Here is a 21,422-nt window from a genome sequence, read left to right on the forward strand (position 1 = left end):
ATTATTATATTTTATTCATTTAAAAATAAAAAATAAAAATGTATAAAAAATAAACTATAGCACAAAGCACAATAAGCTTTTTTATGACACTATATTAAACAAGCTAATTTTAACAATTTTAGTTATAAACTATGTAAAACAATGTAAAGGATAAGTTATGAAAAATGCCTCAATTAAACTAAAACTTTTAGGCTTGGTGATATTAACTATATTTACAATATCGATAATTATTATTGTTAGTTCAATTAATTCGATGCAAGAAATTTCTCAAAAGAATATACAAAAATATGAAGAAGAGGCATATAAACTAAAAGAACACGAATTAAAGAACCATGTAGAATCTGCAGTAAACAGTGTCAAAAATTTAGCAAAAAATGCCAATTCAAAAAATATAAATGAAATTAAAGCCCTTGCTAAAAAAGTAGTTAAAAGTATGACTTATGGAAAATCAGGATATTTTTGGATAAATGATTCAAATCATGTAGTAATTATGCATACAGTTAAACCTTCAATAGTTGGTAAAAACATGTTTAATACTAAAGATCCTAATGGTGTTATGATTTATCAAGAAATCGTAAAAGCAGCAAATGCAAATGAAGATGGTGGTTTAGTTAAGTATGGATGGACAAAACCTGGTATAGATGGAGTTCAACCAAAATTTTCATATGTTCAAAGATTTAAAGACTGGGATTGGATAATTGGAACTGGAGCATATGTAGATAATGTACAAAGAGAAGTTGATATTATGAAAGAAGCAACTAATGAAGAGATTAACGATGTGATATTTAATACAATATTATTATCATTAATTGTTGCAATTATTATTTCTTTACTTTTCGTATTTATTTCAAACAAAGTAATTATTAATCCAATTGCAAAATTCCAAGATGGACTTTTAGAATTCTTTAGATTTTTAAATAAAGAAACAAATGATGCAAAAAAACTTGAAATTTTAGCAAATGATGAAATAGGAAATATGTCTAAAGTAGTCAATGAAAACATTGAAAAAACAAAAAAATTCTTAGATCAAGATACAAAACTTATTGATAATGTAAAAGATATTGTGCAATCAGTAAACGAAGGTTTCTTAGATAAAAGAGTTACTCAAAATAGTGATTCACAATCTTTAAATGAATTGAAAAATCTTATAAATGACATGTTAAAAAATCTTCAAGATTTAATTGGTATTAATATCAATGATTTAAGTGAAGTATTAGAGAGTTATTCAAATTATGATTTTACAAAAAAACTTGATACTAAAACATGTGGTAAAATTGGTAATGAAGTAATGCAATTAAACTTAATGATTACAAAAATGTTAATTCAAAATGATACAGATGGTAAAAAACTTGAAAAAAGTTCAAATGAATTATCACAAAATGTTGAAGTTATCAGCAAAAATGCTACAAGTCAAGCTGCGAGTTTAGAAGAAACAGCTGCAAGTATTGAAGAAATAACAAGTAATATAAGAAATACAAATGAGAAAGCTCAAGAGATGCTTTCTATTTCTTCAGAAACAAAAAACTCAGCACAAACAGGTAAAAGTCTAGCTTCAAAAACTGTCCAATCAATGGATGAAATAAATGCACAAGTTACAGATATTAATCAAGCAATTACTGTAATTGATCAAATAGCATTTCAAACAAATATTTTAAGTTTAAATGCAGCAGTAGAAGCAGCAACAGCAGGAGAAGCAGGTAAAGGCTTTGCAGTTGTTGCTCAAGAAGTAAGAAACCTTGCAAGTAGAAGTGCACAAGCTGCAACTGAAATTAAAAAAATTGTTGAGAATGCAACAATTAAAGCAAATGATGGTAAACAAATTAGCTCATCAATGATTGAAGGATTTATTCAATTAGAAGATAAAATAAATCATACAAATAGATTAATTGATGATGTTACAAACGCAGCAAAAGAACAAACAATAGGAATGACACAAATAGCAGATGCAGTTAACCAATTAGATAAATTCACTCAAGAAAATGCAACAATTGCAGACAGAACAAATGATATTGCAAAAGGAACAAATAAAATATCAATAGATGTTGTAAATATTGTAAAACAGTATAAATTTGATATACAAAACTAGTATAAAAGCTTAGGCTTTTGTACTACATTAATAACTAGCTATTTTTTTAATATTCTATTTAATATTTTTATTGTAAAAGATAACTATATTAAAATATGGACATATTATGACAAAAAACAAAATCACCTTTAAATATATTTGGCAACTTTTACTTCAAAAAAGAAAACAACTTATTTTTGGACAATTAATTACTATTATTGCAATACTTATTAGTATTCCAATACCTTTAATGCTTCCTGTATTAGTTGATGAAGTATTATTAAATAAACCAAACTTTTTTGTAAATAATATAAATGATTTTTTTGGAAGTGGAAATGCATTTTATTATATTGCAATTGTTACAATAATTGTTATTTTATTAAGATTTATACATTTTATTTTTAGTGCAATTATCACAAGAATCTTTACAGCACTTGGAAAATTTATTACATTTAAAATAAGAGAAAAACTTTTAAACCATCTAAAAGTTGTATCAATGAATGAGTATGAAACTTTAGGAAGTGGAGCTATTGGAGCAAATCTTGTAACAGATGTAAATACTCTTGATAATTTTATAATAACAAGTGCAAGTAAATTTGTTGCATCTATTTTAACTTTAATTGCAGTATCAATTGTACTTATTGCTATTCATCCCATTTTAGGTCTAATGATATTAATTATTCAACCAATAATCATGCTTATTTCTAAAAAAATAGCTAAAAGCGTTGGTACACTTAAAAAAGAAGAGAATAATGCAATTGAAAATTTTCAAGAAAATGTAGGTGAAGTTTTAGAGTTATTTGGACAAATCAAAGCTAGCAATAAAGAAAAAGAGTTTTTTAATACAAGTATAAAAAAAGCAAAACAAGTACAAGATACTTCAAATGAGTTTAATTATAAAAGCATTGCTTATGAAAGATTTTCATTTACTGTTTTTCTAGCAGCATTTGAAATTTTAAGAGCATCTGGACTTTTAATGGTTGCATATAGTGATTTAAGTATAGGTATGATGTTTGCAATGTTTGGATACATTTGGTTTATTATGACTCCTGTTCAAGATATTTTATCAATGCAATACTCATATGCACAAGCAAAAACTGCACTTAATAGAATAAATAAAATTTTAGATTTAAAAACAGAAAAAAATGGAGTAAAAAAACTTCCAGAAAATAATGGACTTCATATAGAACTTAAGAATTTATATTTTAGTTATACAAAAGATAAACAAACTTTGAAAAATATATCTCTAAATATAAAAACAAAAGATAAAGTAGCATTAATTGGTGCAAGTGGAAGTGGTAAAACAACTTTAGCACAAGTTATTTCAAGTTTTTATGCAAAATCAAAAGGAGAACTTTTATATGATGAAATAAGTATTGAAGAAATTGATAAACAATCACTTAGAGAATCAATATTTCTTGTTTTACAAATGCCTATTTTATTTAACAACAGTTTACGATTTAATATTACAATGGGCAATGAAAAAATATCTGATGAGCAGATTCATAAAGCATTAGAGATAGCACAATTAAAACAAGATATAGAAAAAATGCCAAAATGCCTTAATACAATTGTAGGTAGACATGGAGTAAGATTAAGTGGTGGGCAAAGACAAAGACTATCAATAGCAAGAATGATAATAGCAAATCCAAAAGTTGTAATTTTTGATGAATCAACATCAGCACTTGATGTACACACAGAAAGTAAACTTTTCGAAGCCTTAAAACCCATACTAGAAAATAAAACAGTAATAACAATTGCACATAGATTAAGTACAGTTAAAAATGCTGATATTATTTATGTATTAAATGATGGAGAAGTAGTTCAAATTGGTTCACATGAACAATTACAAAATCAAGAAGGACACTACTTAGAATTTGTAAAAAAACAATTAATTTAAAGGATTTAATATTATTAGTTATATTACAAAAAGTTGTTTAGATGATGAATTAACAATAAATTATATTTGTAATAATAAAAAAAGTAATTATTACTATAGTGATGATTTTTCAATTGATTTTTATATAAAAGCTGCATATGAAGGTTTTGTTAGTATATCTTTTGAACAAGATAATCTGTTTGTTATTTTACCAGAGATGCAATTTGATTATGCAGTACTGTTTTTTGATAATCTTCATATCTCTAAAAAAGTTGAAAAGCTTTTAAGAAAAAATGATTATGAGTTTAAAGTTCATGAAAACTATGAAAAGATTATAGATAAAATAAATGAATATCATGGTGATTCTTGGATTGTAAAAGAGTATAAACAAACACTTTTAAACTTAAAAAACTACAAAGGTAATATTGATTTTGAGTTACTTGCTTGTAGCATTGAAGATAAAAACACAAAAAAAATAATTGCAGGAGAGATTGGATACAAAGTAGGAACTGTATATACAAGCTTAAGTGGTTTTAGTAGCAAAGAAAGAAGATTTAATAACTATGGGAAACTTCAATTGGTTTTATTAGCAAAATATTTAGAAGAAAGTGGTTTTAGCTTTTGGAATTTAGGTCATCCTTATATGAAATATAAATTCGATTTAGGAGCTACTTTATATAAAAGAGAAGATTTTTTAAATATTTTTAGAGAACAAAGAGACAAAAAAATATAACTAAATAGTTGAATTTTGTCTTGAATACTCTTCTAAATTTACATCATTAAAGAAAAAAACTGGATTTGCAACTGTTGCATCAAACTCTATACAATAATCTTTATAATCATCAGTAAAATAATCTGTTTTTTTATCTATTTTTACTTCTTTATTAGATAAAAACTCTTCATAAGAGTTGTTTTGAGAAATAATATTTTCATCTAAAAACTCAAATAAAACATCTTCTCTTGCCTCTTTTAATAAAAAAGAGTTAATCTGTTTTTTTGAATAATCACTAAAAATCTTTGACTTAACACAATATTTTTTTGATACTTTATAATTATTTGAATCACTACTTGCTTTATAGTTTACTTTTTGACTACAAGCTGTAAATAAGAAAACAAATAGAACTATTATTGAGTTTAAAATCATTTTTTTCATAAGTAATTTTATCTATATTTGTATAAATATACAACTTAATATAAATATTTAGATTTTTTTTGTATTATTATGTATGTTTAAAAAATATCTAAAAATAGTAGTTATATCATCATTTGTAGGTTTTGGACTTGCTTATTTATTTGTGAAGTTTTTTTCTTACAATATAAAAAAAGAGTTAGTTCAATATGAACAAAGAAAGATTCATATACAAGCTTTAGCAGATTCATATGCACTTTGTGTAGGATTATATAATGCTAACCCATCTAAACAAAGAGAAGAACTTTGTAATTATATAAAAGAAAAAGTTTATATTGAAGTTAAAAATATCGAAGGAAAATATCCATATACTTCTTTATATCAAAAAGTATTTAATTAAGTATTAGGCACAACATAAGCCGAGTTTTGTTTTTGACGATAATTTATCTATGTATTAAATTACTTTAATACTCTAGCGAAGAGCAATAATTGTGAAGTTAATACCACACTCTTCTTGCTGCAGGTTGGGTTTACAAAGCACTTAAGATTACTCAAAAGTCTGGTGAGCTCTTACCTCACCGTTTCACCCTTACCCAAAAAATTGGGCGGTTTATTCTCTGTTGCACTATCCCTTAGATTACTCTAGCCATTCGTTAAATGGAACCATACTTCACAGCAGCTCGGACTTTCCTCTTAATTAAAAGCTATCATCTGTTGTACCTAATATTTTGTAATCTTATCTAAATAATCTTTATTTTCTTATAATATCATAATAATCAGGGGCCAAAAATTTAAATATACTATCTTCTAATTTGATATTTTGTTCAATATTAAAAAAAGATATTGTAATTTTGTTTTCTAAATTGTCTGTATATGATATTTTTGATATTTTCTCATTTTTTACTGTTATTTCATATTTTGTTTCATAAAGTTTTGTTTCATACTTATTTTTACTAATTTGCTTTGCACTATTTAAAAGTCTAATTATATCTACTTTATTATCCAATGAACTAAATATAGCTTGTTCTAAATCAGGCTCATCAACTATTGCAAAATCTTCATTTATATAGACATTTTTAAGTACTGGTGATTTATATTTCCAAAGTACCTTTCCACTATTTTTTATAAAAACTTCGCCTTTATATTTAATACTACTATTTGAACTATTTTTAATCTCTTGTGTAAAATCAGCTTTAAAACTTTTTAAATCTTTAAATACATTTGCAAAACTACTTGAAAGAATAAAAATTCCTAAAAGAAAAATAAACCTATAAAACATACTTTAACCTTAATTTTTATATAATATTTGTGATTATAACGAAAAGGAATTTATTTTATGTTAAATGTATTTGCAATGCTATTTGGTAATAAAAATGATAGAGAAGTAAAAAGATATAAAAAAAGAGCAAATGCTATTACAGCCTTAGAAAGTAAATATGAAAATCAAAGTGACGAAGCTTTACAAAAAAGCTTTGAAGAGTTAAAACAATCAGTATTAAATGAAGAAAAAACTTTAGATGATGTTTTAAATGACTCATTCGCCCTAACAAGGGAAGCAAGTAAAAGAATCTTGGGAATGAGACACTTTGATGTACAGCTAATTGGTGGTATGGTTTTGCATGATGGAAGAATTGCAGAGATGAAAACTGGTGAGGGTAAAACATTAGTTGCTACTTTACCAGTTATTTTAAATGCAATGACTAAAAAAGGTGTTCACGTTGTGACTGTAAATGATTATCTAGCTCAAAGAGATGCTCTTGAACTAGAAAAATTATATAACTTTTTTGGTTTTAGTGTAGGTGTTATCTTAGGTGAAATCAAAGATGATTTAGAAAGAAAAGAACAATATAATTGTGATATTACTTATGGTACAAATAATGAGTTTGCATTTGATTACTTAAGATCAAATATGACTTTAGATATTGAAGAAAAGGTTCAAAGAGGTCATAACTTTGTAATAGTTGATGAAGTTGACTCAATTTTAATTGATGAAGCAAGAACTCCACTTATTATCTCTGGACCTGCAAATCATAAGAATTCTGATTATGTAAGATCTAATGAGATTGCATTAAAATTAGAAAAAGGTGAATTAATTGAGCCAAAATCTGCTGATGAAAAACCATATTCAACTGGTGACTTTACAGTTGATGAAAAAAATAGAACTATTTTAATTACAGAAGAAGGTATTTCAAAAGCAGAAAAACTATACGGTGTTGATAATATGTACTCATTAGAGAATGCAATGCTTTCTCATAATCTTGACCAAGCACTAAAAGCAAACTATATTTTTGAAAAAGATGTTGATTATGTAGTAAAAGATAATGAAGTAATTATTGTTGATGAGTTTACGGGAAGATTAAGTGAGGGTAGAAGATTTAGTGATGGACTACATCAAGCTTTAGAAGCAAAAGAAGGTGTTGCTATTCAAGAAGAGTCTCAAACACTAGCAGATGTTACTTTTCAAAACTACTTTAGAATGTATAATAAACTAGCTGGTATGACAGGTACTGCGCAAACAGAAGCAACAGAGTTTGCAGAAATATATAATCTTGATGTTGTATCTATTCCTACAAATGTACCAATTGCAAGACTTGATAAAAATGATCTTATTTATAAAAGTGAAAGAGAAAAGTTCAATGCAGTTTCTGCAAAAATAAAAGAATACAATAAAAAAGGGCAACCAGTATTAGTTGGTACAGCTTCAATTGAGAAATCAGAACTTTTACATAATTTATTAACAAAAGAAAAAGTTCCTCATACAGTTTTAAATGCAAAACAGCATGAAAAAGAGGGGAAAATTATTGAAAAAGCTGGTGAAAAAGGTGCTGTAACAATTGCAACAAATATGGCTGGTCGTGGAGTTGATATTAAACTTACTAAAGAGACTTTAGATCTTGGTGGATTAGCAATCATTGGTACTGAAAGACATGAATCAAGAAGAATTGACAATCAATTAAGAGGTAGAGCTGGTAGACAAGGTGATGTTGGTGAATCACAATTTTATTTATCATTAGAAGATAACTTGCTTAGAATTTTTGGAAGTGATAAAATCAGCAAAATCATGGATAGACTTGGTATTGAAGAAGGTGAACATATTGAATCTAAAATGGTAACAAGAGCTGTTGAAAATGCACAGAAAAAAGTTGAATCAATGCACTTTGAAAGTAGAAAACATCTACTTGAGTATGATGATGTTGCTAATGAGCAAAGAAAAGTAATTTATAGTTTTAGAGATGATTTATTAGACCCAAATTTTGATATTAATAGTAAACTTGAAGAAAATAGAGCTGAATATGTTCAAACTTTACTAAGTGAAGCTGAAATAATTGACGGAATGGCACCTGAAGACTTTAATTATGACTTTGTAGTTCAAAAATTAAAAGAAGAATTAAATTTAATAGTTGAAAAAGATGATATTGTAAGTGATTCTTATGAATCATTGGAAAACAAACTAATTGAAATGATAAAAACAGTTTATGAAGATAAAATGAGTATTGCCGCACCTGAGCAAAGAAGTGAAATTGAAAGAATTTTATACTTACAAATCTTAGATAATGCATGGAGAGAACATTTATACTCAATGGATACACTAAAAACTGGTATTGGACTTAGAGGATACAATCAAAAAGATCCATTAGTTGAGTATAAAAAAGAGTCTTATAATATGTTTATTGATTTAATTGCTTCAATTAAACATGAAATTATAAAAATTTTATTTACGATTCAACTTCAAAACAAAGAAGATGCGCAAAAAGAGCAAGAAGCTATTGAGAAGATGAGAGCTCAAATGGAAGAAGCTACTGAAAACTTACAAACTAATTTTGAAGAAAAAATTGAAAAAAAAGAGAAAAGAATAGCAAGAAATGAGCCTTGTCCTTGTGGTTCTGGTAAAAAATATAAAAATTGTTGCGGAAAGAGTGGACCTAAAAGAGGTTTAATAGCAGGAAACTAATGTTGAATAAAGAGTTAGTAAACTTTATAGTAAAAAAATATCTTAGGTTTGATAAAAAAAACCCTTTTATATCAGTAAGTGCCATTTTGGCATTTATTGGTGTGGCTATTGGAGTAATGGTATTAATTATTTCTATGGCTATTATGAATGGTACAGCAAAAGAGTTTGAAAAAAAACTTTTTACAATGAACTACCCTCTTTCAATATATCCAAAATATCAAAATAGTGTTAATAAAAAACTACTTTCTAAACTTGAAGAAAAATATCAGAACTTAAAATTTTCTCCATACTTAACATCACAGGCAATTGTTCAAAGTGGTGACAAAATGAGTGGTGCAGTTATTTTTGGGGTTGATCAAAAAAAAGAAGCAAATATAAACTCAATTTATAAAGAAGCAGTTAAAGATCTTGATTTAAAAAAGTATGATATTGTAGTAGGTCAAGGTATTAAAGATGATTTATTTTTATTAAAAGATAACAAAGTAACTTTATATTTCACGTCATTAAATCCAAGTGGATTTTCTATGATGCCAAAAATGAAAAGATTCAAATATAAAAGTGCATTTACTTCAGGTCTTCACGCTTATGATAAAGCATATATTTATACTTCAATTGAATCACTACAAACTATAATGCAAAAAGACTCAAACAGCTTTGATGGAATACATGTTTATTCAGATAATGCTTTTGATGATATAGAGATTTTAAGAAAAGATTTGAAAAAAGAAGGAGTTGGAATTGTTGGATGGTGGCAACAAAATGGAAACTTTTTTGCAGCAATGCAAATGGAGAAAAAAGCACTTTTTATAGTACTTATGCTTATTATTCTTGTTGCATCATTAAATATTATTTCTTCACTTCTTATGACAGTTATGAGTAGAAGAAAAGAAATCGCCCTACTTTTATCTATGGGAGCTAGTGCTAAAGAGATTAAATCAATCTTTTTAAAACTTGGAACTATTATTGGATTTTCAGGAATTGTTATTGGAGTTTTATTGGGATTTTTTGGAATGTGGATATTAGATACCTTTGAGATTATTTCTCTTCCTGCTGATGTATATGGAACATCAAAACTTCCTCTTGATTTAGACTCAATTGACTTCATTTCAATTATTATTGGTGCAGCAGTTATTGTTACTTTATCTTCATATTATCCAGCTAAAAAAGCTACTAAAATAGATGTTATTGATGTATTAAGAAATGAGTAGAATAAACTTTTCTACTCATTTATTCAAATAGTTTCAATGGCGATTTGATAATTCTTTTTATTACATTTACAGGAGCATTTATCGAATCTTTTGCAATATTTGATACAATTTTAGGATTATCTAAAGTTCCACTTAATTCAATTTGTGTTTCAACTCGTTTATTATCTCCTAAAAATACATAATTAAGTACAGGAATAGCACCTACAACACTTGAATAACCCTTAAAAAAGATAAGATTTAATTTTCCATCAATTACTCTTGAATCAAGATCAACCATCATTTTACCCTCAAAATCAATACCATTACCAATAGTAACAATCTCATTTAAGTTTAAAAAGTTTGTTTCAAACTTATAAGTAAAATCTATATATCCATCATTTACTTTATAACCATTTAAAGCAAATCCCTCACTTGAAGCCATTGAAGCAATCGATGGAATTGCTAACAATGGATTTATCAATGCAGGTGAAGTATTAATTAATGTTACAATATTTGTAATAATTGAAAGATTTTCAATCTTATTTTCACTTAAGATAACTTTTCCATTTAGATTTTCTTCATCTCCTGATGCAATAAAAACAACACTACCACCTTTTAAAACTTCTTTATTTGCTAAAGTATTTATAAACTTATCATTTAAATTATTAGCTTTTATTTTTATTTTTTTATCTTTATCTTTTTTATAAGTAACTAATGTTTTCTTATTTTCTAAAGTAAAACTTTGTTCATTTTCATCTGCTTTTATATGATACTTTTTAGCCAATGCTTTATACTCATCATTTATAACGATATTTGAATTTTGTGCATTTATTTCTAAAGTTTCAAAACTACTTAAATCATTATTATCATCTTGAGTTCTAACATGTAAATCATAATCTTCTAAATCTAATTTTAAACTTTTATTTGGAACAATAAATAATACAACTTTTTTATCATCTGTTTTTAATTGTAAATTCTCTTTTTTTAGATCATAAGCACCATTTAAATTATAGTTTGTAATTTGTTTTGCATCTTTATAAAAAGGAAAAGTTGAAGTAACAAAATCTCCTTTGAAATTAACTTTTGAACCTTTTATATTTACAAAGGCTTCGTTGGTAAAATACTCATTTTTATCAATTATTAAATTCATATTTTTCATATGTAAATTTATATTTTCATTTGATATATTATTTGTTTTACTTGAACTTTTTTTAAATTCATCAGCATTTATATCAAAAGAGCTTAACTTAACTTCAAGGGGCATATTATCTATTTTTTCAATAACTATATTTTTCTTTTGGCTTGATATAAAAAAATCTTCATTTCGTATTTGACCCAAGAGATTAAGTTTATTTATTTTTTTATTATTTTTAAAAATAGGATATTCAAGATTATCAAGAAGTAAATTAAAGTCGATTTTATTATTGTTAAAAACTTCTAAATCAATACTTCCACTTTTTATATTCAATTTCTTTAATAAAGCAGAATACTCATAAATTTGTGAAAGTTCTTCTATATTAATATCTATACTATCATTTTTAATACTTAGTTGTGTATTTATATCATCAAACTTTAAAATTGTATCTTTTGAAAAATCAATATTAATTGCTGTTTTTAAATCTTTTGCATTAATTATATCTTCATCAGAGCTTTTTATTTGCAAAGAGTTTAAAAGAACATCACCATTTGCTAAAGAGTTATTTGTATCAATATTTAAATTTAATCTTCCCTCAAACATATCTTGATGTTTAATATGTGAGTTTTTAATAATTACATTTGAACCTTGCAATTGAACTTTTGCATCTTTTGTAAAAAATTCAAAGTTTTGTAACTTAAAAGTTGAATTTTTAGCTTCAAAATAACCAGTTGTTTTCATATCTTTTTCTAATAAATATGGAACAACTAAAGTAAAAGTTGAGTTTGTAACTCCTTTTGTTTGCTTAAGGGGTAAGTAAATATCATATGCTTTTAAAATACCTAAGATATCATCATTTAATGCACTTTTTGTTTTTATATTAACAACAACTTCACCATTTGCTTCACTTGTAAGATTGTTAATTACAACAGAACTTCCATATAGTTTTGTTTTATCATATGTTGGTTTTTCCATTGTAAATTTTAATTTATCATCTTCATAATCAACATTTAATTTTTTAGTGTTTACAGTTTTAGCATTTTTGTGAAATCTTATCTTTGCATTTTCTATAGTTGCATTACCCTCAAAAGAGTCTAATACAGGTTCAAAAGTATCTGTTTTTAATTTCCCATAAAAATAATTAAGTTTCATTTTACCAGTTACATTATCATACATCCATGCTTCTGCAATATTACTTGATAAACGTACAAAATCTTTTACAAACTTAATATTATCTAATTCATTTGTATTTATATAAAAATCCAAATAATCTTTATCAGCTTGTAAGTTCAATTCTCCTGAAACATCTTTGTAAGAATATTTTCCTAAATATGTAACAACTTCTTTGAACATATTAACTTTTACTTTACCTTTGAAAAAAAGTTTTAAATCTTTTAAATATAAAGAATAAAGGTCTAAAGTTATACTTTTTGAATGAACATCTATTTTTGAAGATAAGTTTAAATATTGATTATCTAAATAAAGATGCTTTTTATCATAATAAATTGTAAAAATATTATCATTTATTTTTAATGTTTCAATATTAATTTCTTTAAAATATTCTAATAAAGAAGGAAGCCTCTTAATATTGGTTTTTAGGTTATCAAGAGAGTTATTTGTCTCTTGTTTTTTTGATTTAAATGTTAGCTGTTTTATATTTACAATAAGTTTTTTATCAAACTTTATATACAATTTCGAAACTGAAACTTCACCAAAAGAGATTGAATCAATTTTTATGCCAAAAAATAATAAAAAAACAAATGCAAAAATTAAACAGACAAGTGAGAGAATAAAGAGTTTAATTCTTTTTGACATTACTGAACTTATCCTTGTCTTTTCTATAGTTGTACTATTTTATTTAACATTACCATTAAGTACAACAAAAGTTATATTTATACCTAAGGGTAGTACAAATAGTATTATAACATATTTAAATAAATCAGGATATGAGCTAGGACTTATAGACAAAGTTTATCTTAGATTTTTAGGTTACCCACAAAGTGGTTGGATAGATATAAAAGAAAATTACCTTACAAAAGCTGACTTTTTATATAAAATCACTACATCAAAAGCTGCGCTAAAAGATATTACATTAATTCCAGGAGAAACTTCTTATGTTTTTTTAAATGATATATCAAAGAAAATGAATCTTTCAAGAAAAAACCTTCAAAAAGTTTACGATAAATATGCATATAAAAATGATGGAAATATTTTAGCTGATACATACTCTTTACCTTATGGAATGAAAGAAGATCACCTTCTATTTTATCTTTTTTCAACTACAAATAAACAATATGAAAGTATCTCAAATAAAATATTTGGAGAGTATGATAAAAAAAGATGGTATTACTATATCACTTTAGCTTCTGTAATTCAAAAAGAAGCTGCAAATAGTGATGAAATGCCAACTGTTTCAAGTGTAATACACAATAGATTAAAAAAAGGCATGAAACTACAAATGGATGGAACTTTAAATTATGGTAAATATTCACATATTAAAATCACATCACAAAGAATAAAAGAAGATAATAGCTCATATAATACTTATAAAAATAGAGGTCTTCCAGAACATCCAATTTGTGCTGTAAGTTTAGATGCAATAAAAGCTGCAATTTTTCCAGCTAAAACAGATTATTTATATTTTGTTAAAAATGAAAAAAATGGTCTACACTCTTTTTCAAAAAGCTACAAAGAGCATGTAAATAATATCAATAAAAATAGAATAATTAAAAGAAATTTAAAGAAAAAAGCAAAAGAAAAAAAACAAGAAATTCAAAAGAAAAAAAGCAATTCTAAAACTAAAGAAAGCCCTAAAAAAGAACTCTATGTATTTCCTAAAAGCAATTCTAAAGAAAACACAAAATCAATAAAATCTCTTTTTGATAATGTCAAATAGTTAATGTGAATTTATGAAACAAAGATGTCATTATCTTATAATACAAGCCATGATTTAAAAGCTATCAAATAAACAAATGTTATTATATTGTACATTTGAATTTGGTTGATTTAACCTAAATTAATTGAACTAAAACATGAGGAAGAAATATGACAAAACAAACATCACAAATAATCTATACAAAAGTTGATGAAGCCCCAGCATTAGCAACATACTCTTTTTTACCAATTATTAGAGCCTTTACTAAAAGCTCAAATATTGAAATGGTATCAAAAGATATTTCGCTAGCAGGTAGAATTATTGCTAATTTCCCAGATAATCTAACAGATGATCAAAAAATGAGCGATCACTTAGCTATACTTGGAGAATTAACGCAAGATCCAAATGCAAATATAATTAAATTACCAAATGTATCAGCTTCTATTCCACAATTAAAAGCTGCAATTAAAGAGCTACAAGAAAAAGGTTTTAATGTACCAAACTATGATGAATCAGAAGAGATTACAAAAAGATACTCAAAAATCTTAGGAAGTGCAGTTAATCCAGTACTTAGAGAAGGGAACTCTGATAGAAGAGCACCAGGTGCTGTTAAAAATTATGCAAAAAACAATCCTCATAGAATGGGTGAATGGAATAAAGATTCTAAAACTGCTGTTGCACATATGCAAAAAGACGATTTTTATGGTTCTGAACTTTCAGCAACAATGGAAAAAGAGAATGATGTTAAAATTTCTTTCATTGATGAAAATGGAAATGAAAAAGTATTAAAAGCTTCAACTCCTTTAGAAGCAGGTGAAGTTATTGATGCTACAAAAATGAGTGCAAAAGCTTTACAAGAGTTTTATCAAGAAGCAATTGATGAAGCAAAGAAAAAAGATGTATTATTATCACTACATTTAAAAGCTACAATGATGAAAGTATCTGATCCAATTATGTTTGGATATGCAGTTAAAGTTTACTTTAAAGACTTAATTGAGAAACATAAAGAATTATTTGATGAATTAGGTGTTAATTTCAATAATGGTATTGGTGATTTATACTACTACTTAGATAAAATAGATGCAGATAAAAAAGCTGAAATTGAAGCTGATATAGCTGCTATTTATGAAAAACAACCAAGACTTGCAATGGTTAATTCACACAAAGGTATTACAAACTTACATGTGCCTTCTGATGTTATTATTGATGCATCTATGCCTGCTATGATTAGAGGTGGTGGTAAGATGTGGAATACAAATGATAAAGAAGAAGATACACTAGCAATGATTCCAGATAGATGCTATGCAACAACATTTCAAGCAGTTATTGATGATTGTAAAGAAAATGGTGCATTAGATCCAAAAACTATGGGAAGTGTTCCAAATGTTGGACTTATGGCAAAAAAAGCAGAAGAGTATGGAAGTCATGATAAAACTTTTCAAGCTGAAAATAATGGAACTATTAAAGTTACTGATAAAAATGGAAATGAAGTATTCTCTTTTGATGTTGAAAAAGGTGATATTTTTAGAATGTGCCAAGCAAAAGATGCACCAATTCAAGACTGGGTAAAACTAGCAGTTACAAGAGCTAGACTTTCAAATACTCCTGCAATTTTTTGGTTAGATGAAAATAGAGCTCATGATGCACAAGTAATTAAAAAAGTAAATGAATATTTAAAACAGCATGATACAAATGGTTTAGATATTTCAATCATGTCTCCATTAGAAGCAACTAAAAGAACATTAAAAAGAATGAGAGAAGGACTTGATACTATTTCTGTAACAGGAAATGTTTTAAGAGATTACAATACAGATCTTTTCCCTATTTTAGAACTTGGAACAAGTGCTAAAATGTTATCAATTGTTCCACTTATGAAAGGTGGAGGATTATTTGAAACTGGTGCTGGAGGGTCTGCTCCTAAACATGTACAACAGTTTGTTGAAGAGTCTTACTTAAGATGGGATTCACTAGGTGAATTTATGGCATTAGCTGCATCTTTAGAACACTTAGCAAATAGTCAAGATAATGAAAAAGCTAGAGTTTTAGCTAATACATTAGATAAAGCTACAGGAACATTTTTAGAAAATGACAAATCACCTGCAAGAAAACTTGGTTCTATTGATAATAGAGGAAGTCATTTTTATTTAACATTATATTGGGCACAAGAACTTGCAGCTCAAAATGATGATACAGAACTTAAAGCACAATTTGAAAAAGTTGCAAAAGAACTTAGTGAAAATGAAGAACTAATTGTAAAAGAATTAGTAGAAAATCATGGGAAAGCATCTGATATTGGTGGATATTATTTACCTGATGATACAAAAGCATTAGCTGCTATGAGACCATCAGCTACACTAAATAATATTATTGATTCAATTTAATTTTTAAATTGAACATAAAAAAAGGCAAAAGTTTTAAACTTTTGCCTTTTTTTTATTCTAAAATAATTACTTAATATAATCAACTAACGAAGCAAGATTTGTTTTCATCTCTTCTTCACTCATAGTACCATCTAAAGCACCCTCTTTTACACTTCCTTTGAATACTTTAGAAATTGAACCATTTTCATTTAATAAGTATGCTATGTAAGTTGTTTTTTCATTATCTGTAACACCTAAAGCTTTAATAGTATCACCATCAAAATCATAAATCATTGGTGTGTCTCTACCTTCAACTAACTCTTCTAATTTTCCAGGTATAAACATCTTTTTTACAAACCAAGGAGCACTTGAAATATTTGCAACCATAACATAAGGAATTTGAACATCATAATACTTTGGAAGTTCTCTTACAACTGATAAAGAGTCATGATTCCCTACAATTATCAAAGCCTTTGAACCTGCTTGAAACAAATCTTCTCTTGATACTTTTCCATCTTTGCCTACAATTTCAAACTCTTTTGGCAAGTTTGTTAAAGTTAATGAACTTGTATCACTTACTTGAGTTTTAGTATCAACTGGTTTGTCTGCTGTTGCATAAACTAATATACCAAAAGCAATAACACCTAAAACTACAATTTTTAAAATATTTTTCATTGTACATTCCTATCTTTTTTGGAAATTCTATCAAATTCATATTAACGATTATTTAACTTTATTTTCTTAACCCATCGTTTAAATAATCTATTAGTTAAAATAGATTCGTTAATAGCTTTTTTATTCATTAAAAACTCTACTAAACTATTTGCTAAATAAGGAGATAAAACAAAGCCTCTTCCACCTACTCCATTTATAATGTAAAGGTTTTTCTTTTTAATCAATTTATCATCAGTAACAAAACTTCCATTTATTAAATGAGGATATTTTTCTATGCTTGCTTTACTATCAATCAATTCTCCCACCATTGGAAAATAATCAACACTACAAGATCTTGCACCAACTTTTACATCAATTATTTCAATATCTTTAAGATTAATTATATCTTGCGCTAAGTTCAAAAGTTTTTCATTATTTTCTTCTTCAATTTCCTTTAATAACTTTTTGCATTCTAAATCACTTGATTCATTAAATCTATGATGTGTTGCTCCAATTGATACTAAATTCTTATTTTTATATTTGCAAGAAGAACTAACAGAACACTCTTTATGATAATTAATACAATTAATACTTGAAGTTAATACATCGATTTTTTGACCCCAAACAGGACGAATTTTAAGATAATCTTCTTTAATTAAGTTAATATTATGACCTGTTGTAAGAATTAAATTTGAAGTTATTAACTCATCATTTACAATCCACATAAACTTTTCATCTTGCTTTAAAGAAAACACTTTGTAATTTAATTGTGTTTCAAACTCATTTTTAATTTTTTGAGCAAAGTCTTTTGGTGTAATTCTTGAACCTATATTAAAAAAATATCCCTCATGCGTTTTTTCATACTCAAAATTCATAAAAGCTTCATACTCTTCAAACTTTTGTTTATCTTTTTCATCTTTTGGAACACGACACACCCCACAATTTATAAAATCCTCTTTTAATATCTCTTTATAAAAATCAATTGAAAATTTTAACGAATCTGATACCAATGTTTTAAAAGGATTCTCTTTTCCTAAAAGAGGAGATAAAAATGCTCCTGCTGCACTACTTGCTTCACTTAATAAACAATCATTTTTATCAATTAATAAAACTGACTTACTATATTTTGATAAAAAATATGCAGTACAAACCCCAGCAATACCCGCTCCAACTATTATATAATCATAACTTTTATACATTTTTTTCAATCTCTTTTTGAAGTTGAAAATTTGGTCGCCAATAACCTTTTCCACCTCTTAAACTAATACAAATATAATCAGGAAATTTTTTTCTATAAAAATTCAATCTCTCTTTTGTTGTCTTTCCAGTATCACAATAAAAAACAAATACTGTTCCTTTTGGATACTCTTTCATTTCAAAAGGATTATATGTAATTGATTCAATATTTATTAATGGCTTCAAAATAGTGTCAATTAAAACTACTTTTATGCCATCTGCTTTTAGTAGTTGTGTATATTTAAATAACTCTTCTTGTGTCCATTCATCTTTTTTTAACATTTTCATACCTATTTAACTATTTTTTGGATAAAATTTAGTAATAACTAATGATTACAAAATAAGGCTTAATTTATGAATATACTTGTTGCAGATGACTCAAAAATGGCAAGAAAAATTGCTATAAAAACAATAAAAGAGACACTAAGTGAAAATCTACAAGCAAATATTATAGAAGTTAATAATGGAGAAGAAGCTTTAGCTACTTACCAAAAAGAGAATATAGATGTGGTATTTTTAGATTTAACAATGCCTATAATGGATGGTTTTGAAGCATTGCAAAAAATCAAAGAGTATGATAAGGATGCTAAAGTTATAGTTGTTTCAGCTGATATACAAAAAACTTCTATGGATAAAGTAAGAGAATTTGGTGCAATAGATTTTGTTAAAAAACCAATAAATATTGAAAAAATGAATCAAATAATTCAAAAAATTCTATAGGGAACCAAACAAAATGAGTAATGAAATTATACTAAATGAAGATGAAAAAGATTGTTTACAAGAATTAATGAATATTGCATATGGTTCAGCAACTGCAGCAATTACTGAAATTCTTGATGCTTTTGCTACTTTAAGTATTCCTAGAATTGAAGTTATTAAAACAAAAAATTTAAAAAATCACTTAAGTAAAGAAGTGAATTTAAATTCAACTCATTTTGTTTGTATGCAACAAATAAATGGTCCAATTGCAGGAGAAAATTTATTTGTAATTGATAACAATTCAGCAAAAAACATAGCAATAAAGTTTGGCTTAGAAGAAGATGAAATAACAGAAATTGAACTTTGTGATATAATTTTAGAAATTACAAATATTCTCTCTTCTTCAACTATTAGTAAATTAGCAGAAGATATGAAAGCTATGGTCTCTTTTTCTCCACCTGATGTAAAAATACTTGATAATATAAATAAATTAGATAATCAATTTATTGAAAAGTATCAAAATGTAATTATAATTTCAACAAGACTTAAATTTGAAGATTTAGATATTGATGGACAACTGATGATTTTAACAACAGATAAGTCTATTAATTACATTAAAAAAACTATAAATAAAATTCTTAATGAGATATGACATGCCAATAAAAAAATTTGAATTTATATGCAATACTGTTGACAATGGTGTAATAATATTAGATGAAGATTTAAATGTACATTTTTGGAACAGTTGGTTAGAATCAAGAACAAACATAAAATCAGAAGAAATTATATCAAAAAAATTAACAGAGTTTTTCTTTGATATAAACGAAAACACTCTAAAAAGAAAAATTAAAGCTTCTTTAGCTTTAAACTCGTCAACATTTTACCATACAGGAATAAATAAATATTTATTAAATATAGAGTTAAATAAAGTTGCAAATAAAGTTTTTGAAAATATGCAACAAGCAATAACAATAACACCATATGATAAAAATAAAAGATTAGTATTTTTATATATTTATGATAATACTTTATTGTGTGAAACAAACTATGAATTAGAAAAAACAAAAAATAGTTTAGAAGATTCACTTGAAGAGATAAATTTATTATTAAATACAACACTAGAAGCAATTTTTTTATTTGAAGATGATAAGTGTACAAATGCAAATGATATTGCACTAGAACTTTTTAATTATTCAAAAAAAAATGAAGTTATAAATAAAGAAATTTATGAATTTATTGATACAAAGTCTTTAGAAAAAATATCTAAAATAAAAAACAAACCTATTGAAATTAAGATGTCAAGGAAAGATAGTTCAACTTTCCCTGCTTTAATTAAAATAAAAGATACAAAATTAAAAAATAAAAGATTTAAAATTTTAACAGTAATGGATCTTAGTGAATTAAAAAGAAAAGATAAACTCTTAGTAGAACAAACAAAAATGGCAGCTTTAGGAGAGATGATAGGAAATATTGCCCATCAATGGAGACAACCTTTAAGTACAATTACAACAGCAGCTAGTGGACTTAAAATGCATAAAGAATTAGAAATTTTAACAGAAGATATATTTGTAGAATCAATTGATGCAATTACAAGAAATTCTAAGCATTTATCACAAACAATTGATGACTTTAGAGATTTTTTAAAAATAGATAAAAAAAGAGTATCATTTAATATAAAAGATAATATTCAAAGAAATATTTCTATTCTTGAAGGAGCATTAAAAAATCAATCAATACAATTGGTTTTAAATTGTGATGACAATTGCATAATTAAAAATTACCCAAATGAATTAACACAAGCATTTTTAAATATAATAAATAATGCAAAAGATGCTTTTATAGATAAAAATGTTGATTTAACAAAAAGATTTATATTAATAAATATATATACAAAAAATAATAATCTTATAATTAAAATCAAAGACAATGCAAAAGGTATTGACCCAACAATTATAGATAAAATTTTTGAACCATATTTTACAACAAAACATAAAGATGTAGGAACAGGACTTGGACTTTATATGACACATCAATTAATAGAAATTAGTATGAATGGAAGAATTGAAGTATGTAATGAAAGTTTTAATTACAAAGATATAAATATGTATGGAGCATGCTTTAAGCTAACACTTCCACTAGATTAAGCATCTTTGAGTCATTACTGCTAACTTTTATCTTTAAGTTGATTGACATTGACTCAACTTTTTTGATATAATAATATAAAATACAAACAATTATAAATGGAGTATAA

Annotated in this window: 17 protein-coding genes and 1 other RNA gene; 11 read left to right on the top strand and 7 right to left on the bottom strand. The window is 25.8% G+C overall.

All coding sequences use genetic code 11. The features are described 5' to 3' along the window. The first annotated feature begins 157 nt into the window (after window positions 1-157). The 3 genes from AMRN_RS07965 (at window position 158) to AMRN_RS07975 (ending at window position 4,677) form a co-directional block, all read left to right on the top strand. Window positions 158-2,086 (top strand): methyl-accepting chemotaxis protein, encoded by a 1,929-nt coding sequence (locus AMRN_RS07965; protein ID WP_099311186.1) that lies wholly within the window; start codon window positions 158-160, stop codon window positions 2,084-2,086. A 106-nt stretch (window positions 2,087-2,192) separates the two neighbouring features. After that, a complete protein-coding gene (locus AMRN_RS07970) occupies window positions 2,193-3,965 on the top strand; it encodes an ABC transporter ATP-binding protein (protein WP_099311187.1) in 1,773 nt (590 codons plus the stop codon). Between the two features lie 124 nt (window positions 3,966-4,089). Then, entirely contained in the window at window positions 4,090-4,677 is a 588-nt protein-coding gene (locus AMRN_RS07975; protein ID WP_265734377.1) for a GNAT family protein, read from the top strand. Here AMRN_RS07975 and AMRN_RS07980 read toward each other — a convergent pair whose 3' ends face one another. Beyond that, complete coding sequence (locus AMRN_RS07980) at window positions 4,678-5,097, bottom strand: hypothetical protein (RefSeq protein ID WP_099311189.1); 420 nt, start codon at window positions 5,095-5,097, stop codon at window positions 4,678-4,680. A gap of 73 nt (window positions 5,098-5,170) precedes the next feature. Here AMRN_RS07980 and AMRN_RS07985 point away from each other — a divergent pair, with 73 nt between their 5' ends. Continuing rightward, complete coding sequence (locus AMRN_RS07985; RefSeq protein ID WP_079577754.1) at window positions 5,171-5,473, top strand: hypothetical protein; 303 nt, start codon at window positions 5,171-5,173, stop codon at window positions 5,471-5,473. Here AMRN_RS07985 and rnpB read toward each other — a convergent pair. Together rnpB and lolA are read right to left on the bottom strand one after the other, a co-directional pair. Next, window positions 5,474-5,796: RNase P RNA component class A (gene rnpB, locus AMRN_RS07990), an RNA gene on the bottom strand. 28 nt (window positions 5,797-5,824) lie between these two features. Then, a complete protein-coding gene (lolA, locus tag AMRN_RS07995; protein ID WP_099311190.1) occupies window positions 5,825-6,352 on the bottom strand; it encodes a LolA-like outer membrane lipoprotein chaperone in 528 nt (175 codons plus the stop codon). 57 nt (window positions 6,353-6,409) lie between these two features. On the opposite strand from lolA, the gene secA reads away from it, so the two are divergent. Beyond that, window positions 6,410-9,025 carry a preprotein translocase subunit SecA gene (secA, locus tag AMRN_RS08000; protein WP_099311191.1) on the top strand — a complete coding sequence of 872 codons (2,616 nt, stop codon included), beginning with the start codon at window positions 6,410-6,412 and terminating at the stop codon, window positions 9,023-9,025. Window positions 9,026-9,027: 2 nt separating this feature from the next. After that, the gene (locus AMRN_RS08005; RefSeq protein WP_099311226.1) at window positions 9,028-10,233 is read left to right on the top strand and encodes an ABC transporter permease; all 1,206 of its coding nucleotides are present in this window, start codon (window positions 9,028-9,030) and stop codon (window positions 10,231-10,233) included. 19 nt (window positions 10,234-10,252) lie between these two features. On the opposite strand, the gene AMRN_RS08010 is transcribed toward AMRN_RS08005, so the two are convergent. Beyond that, window positions 10,253-13,162, bottom strand: coding sequence for a YhdP family protein (locus AMRN_RS08010; RefSeq protein WP_099311192.1), 2,910 nt, complete (start codon window positions 13,160-13,162; stop codon window positions 10,253-10,255). Here AMRN_RS08010 and mltG point away from each other — a divergent pair. Then, window positions 13,083-14,243: an endolytic transglycosylase MltG gene (gene mltG, locus AMRN_RS08015; protein ID WP_099311193.1), complete on the top strand. Its 1,161-nt coding sequence runs from the start codon at window positions 13,083-13,085 to the stop codon at window positions 14,241-14,243. The two genes, AMRN_RS08010 and mltG, sit on opposite strands and share 80 nt — an antisense overlap. A 149-nt stretch (window positions 14,244-14,392) precedes the next feature. Then, window positions 14,393-16,603 carry an NADP-dependent isocitrate dehydrogenase gene (locus AMRN_RS08020; RefSeq protein ID WP_099311194.1) on the top strand — a complete coding sequence of 737 codons (2,211 nt, stop codon included), beginning with the start codon at window positions 14,393-14,395 and terminating at the stop codon, window positions 16,601-16,603. A 66-nt stretch (window positions 16,604-16,669) separates the two neighbouring features. On the opposite strand, the gene AMRN_RS08025 is transcribed toward AMRN_RS08020, so the two are convergent. Genes AMRN_RS08025 through AMRN_RS08035 form a run of 3 tightly spaced genes read right to left on the bottom strand, consistent with a single transcriptional unit; the run spans window position 16,670 to window position 18,754 of the window. After that, entirely contained in the window at window positions 16,670-17,257 is a 588-nt protein-coding gene (locus tag AMRN_RS08025) for a hypothetical protein (RefSeq protein WP_099311195.1), read from the bottom strand. A 41-nt stretch (window positions 17,258-17,298) separates the two neighbouring features. After that, window positions 17,299-18,435, bottom strand: coding sequence for an FAD-dependent oxidoreductase (locus AMRN_RS08030; RefSeq protein WP_099311196.1), 1,137 nt, complete (start codon window positions 18,433-18,435; stop codon window positions 17,299-17,301). Further along, window positions 18,428-18,754, bottom strand: coding sequence for a hypothetical protein (locus tag AMRN_RS08035; RefSeq protein ID WP_099311197.1), 327 nt, complete (start codon window positions 18,752-18,754; stop codon window positions 18,428-18,430). Before AMRN_RS08035 ends, AMRN_RS08030 begins: the two co-directional genes overlap by 8 nt. Before the next feature lie 72 nt (window positions 18,755-18,826). On the opposite strand from AMRN_RS08035, the gene AMRN_RS08040 reads away from it, so the two are divergent. From AMRN_RS08040 to AMRN_RS08050, 3 genes are read left to right on the top strand one after another with little or no spacing between them, the layout of a single operon-like run. Then, a complete protein-coding gene (locus tag AMRN_RS08040; RefSeq protein WP_099311198.1) occupies window positions 18,827-19,192 on the top strand; it encodes a response regulator in 366 nt (121 codons plus the stop codon). 13 nt (window positions 19,193-19,205) lie between these two features. Continuing rightward, complete coding sequence (locus tag AMRN_RS08045; RefSeq protein ID WP_099311199.1) at window positions 19,206-19,823, top strand: chemotaxis protein CheX; 618 nt, start codon at window positions 19,206-19,208, stop codon at window positions 19,821-19,823. Beyond that, a complete protein-coding gene (locus AMRN_RS08050) occupies window positions 19,813-21,315 on the top strand; it encodes a PAS domain-containing sensor histidine kinase (RefSeq protein ID WP_099311200.1) in 1,503 nt (500 codons plus the stop codon). Before AMRN_RS08045 ends, AMRN_RS08050 begins: the two co-directional genes overlap by 11 nt. The last annotated feature ends 107 nt before the right edge of the window (window positions 21,316-21,422 follow it).

The organism is Malaciobacter marinus (genome assembly GCF_003544855.1).
Classification (GTDB): Bacteria; Campylobacterota; Campylobacteria; order Campylobacterales; family Arcobacteraceae; genus Malaciobacter; species Malaciobacter marinus.

Bases quoted from the DNA above. Each gene is read 5' to 3' on its own strand.
- AMRN_RS08040 (WP_099311198.1), top strand. From the start codon at position 18,827: ATGAATATACTTGTTGCAGATGACTCAAAAATGGCAAGAAAAATTGCT.
- AMRN_RS07985 (WP_079577754.1), top strand. From the start codon at position 5,171: ATGTTTAAAAAATATCTAAAAATAGTAGTTATATCATCATTTGTAGGT.
- AMRN_RS07965 (WP_099311186.1), top strand. From the start codon at position 158: ATGAAAAATGCCTCAATTAAACTAAAACTTTTAGGCTTGGTGATATTA.
- AMRN_RS07970 (WP_099311187.1), top strand. From the start codon at position 2,193: ATGACAAAAAACAAAATCACCTTTAAATATATTTGGCAACTTTTACTT.
- AMRN_RS08025 (WP_099311195.1), bottom strand. From the start codon at position 17,257: ATGAAAAATATTTTAAAAATTGTAGTTTTAGGTGTTATTGCTTTTGGT.
- AMRN_RS07980 (WP_099311189.1), bottom strand. From the start codon at position 5,097: ATGAAAAAAATGATTTTAAACTCAATAATAGTTCTATTTGTTTTCTTA.
- AMRN_RS08050 (WP_099311200.1), top strand. From the start codon at position 19,813: ATGAGATATGACATGCCAATAAAAAAATTTGAATTTATATGCAATACT.
- AMRN_RS08030 (WP_099311196.1), bottom strand. From the start codon at position 18,435: ATGTATAAAAGTTATGATTATATAATAGTTGGAGCGGGTATTGCTGGG.
- secA (WP_099311191.1), top strand. From the start codon at position 6,410: ATGTTAAATGTATTTGCAATGCTATTTGGTAATAAAAATGATAGAGAA.
- lolA (WP_099311190.1), bottom strand. From the start codon at position 6,352: ATGTTTTATAGGTTTATTTTTCTTTTAGGAATTTTTATTCTTTCAAGT.
- mltG (WP_099311193.1), top strand. From the start codon at position 13,083: ATGCCAAAAAATAATAAAAAAACAAATGCAAAAATTAAACAGACAAGT.
- AMRN_RS08045 (WP_099311199.1), top strand. From the start codon at position 19,206: ATGAGTAATGAAATTATACTAAATGAAGATGAAAAAGATTGTTTACAA.
- AMRN_RS08010 (WP_099311192.1), bottom strand. From the start codon at position 13,162: ATGTCAAAAAGAATTAAACTCTTTATTCTCTCACTTGTCTGTTTAATT.
- AMRN_RS08020 (WP_099311194.1), top strand. From the start codon at position 14,393: ATGACAAAACAAACATCACAAATAATCTATACAAAAGTTGATGAAGCC.
- AMRN_RS08035 (WP_099311197.1), bottom strand. From the start codon at position 18,754: ATGTTAAAAAAAGATGAATGGACACAAGAAGAGTTATTTAAATATACA.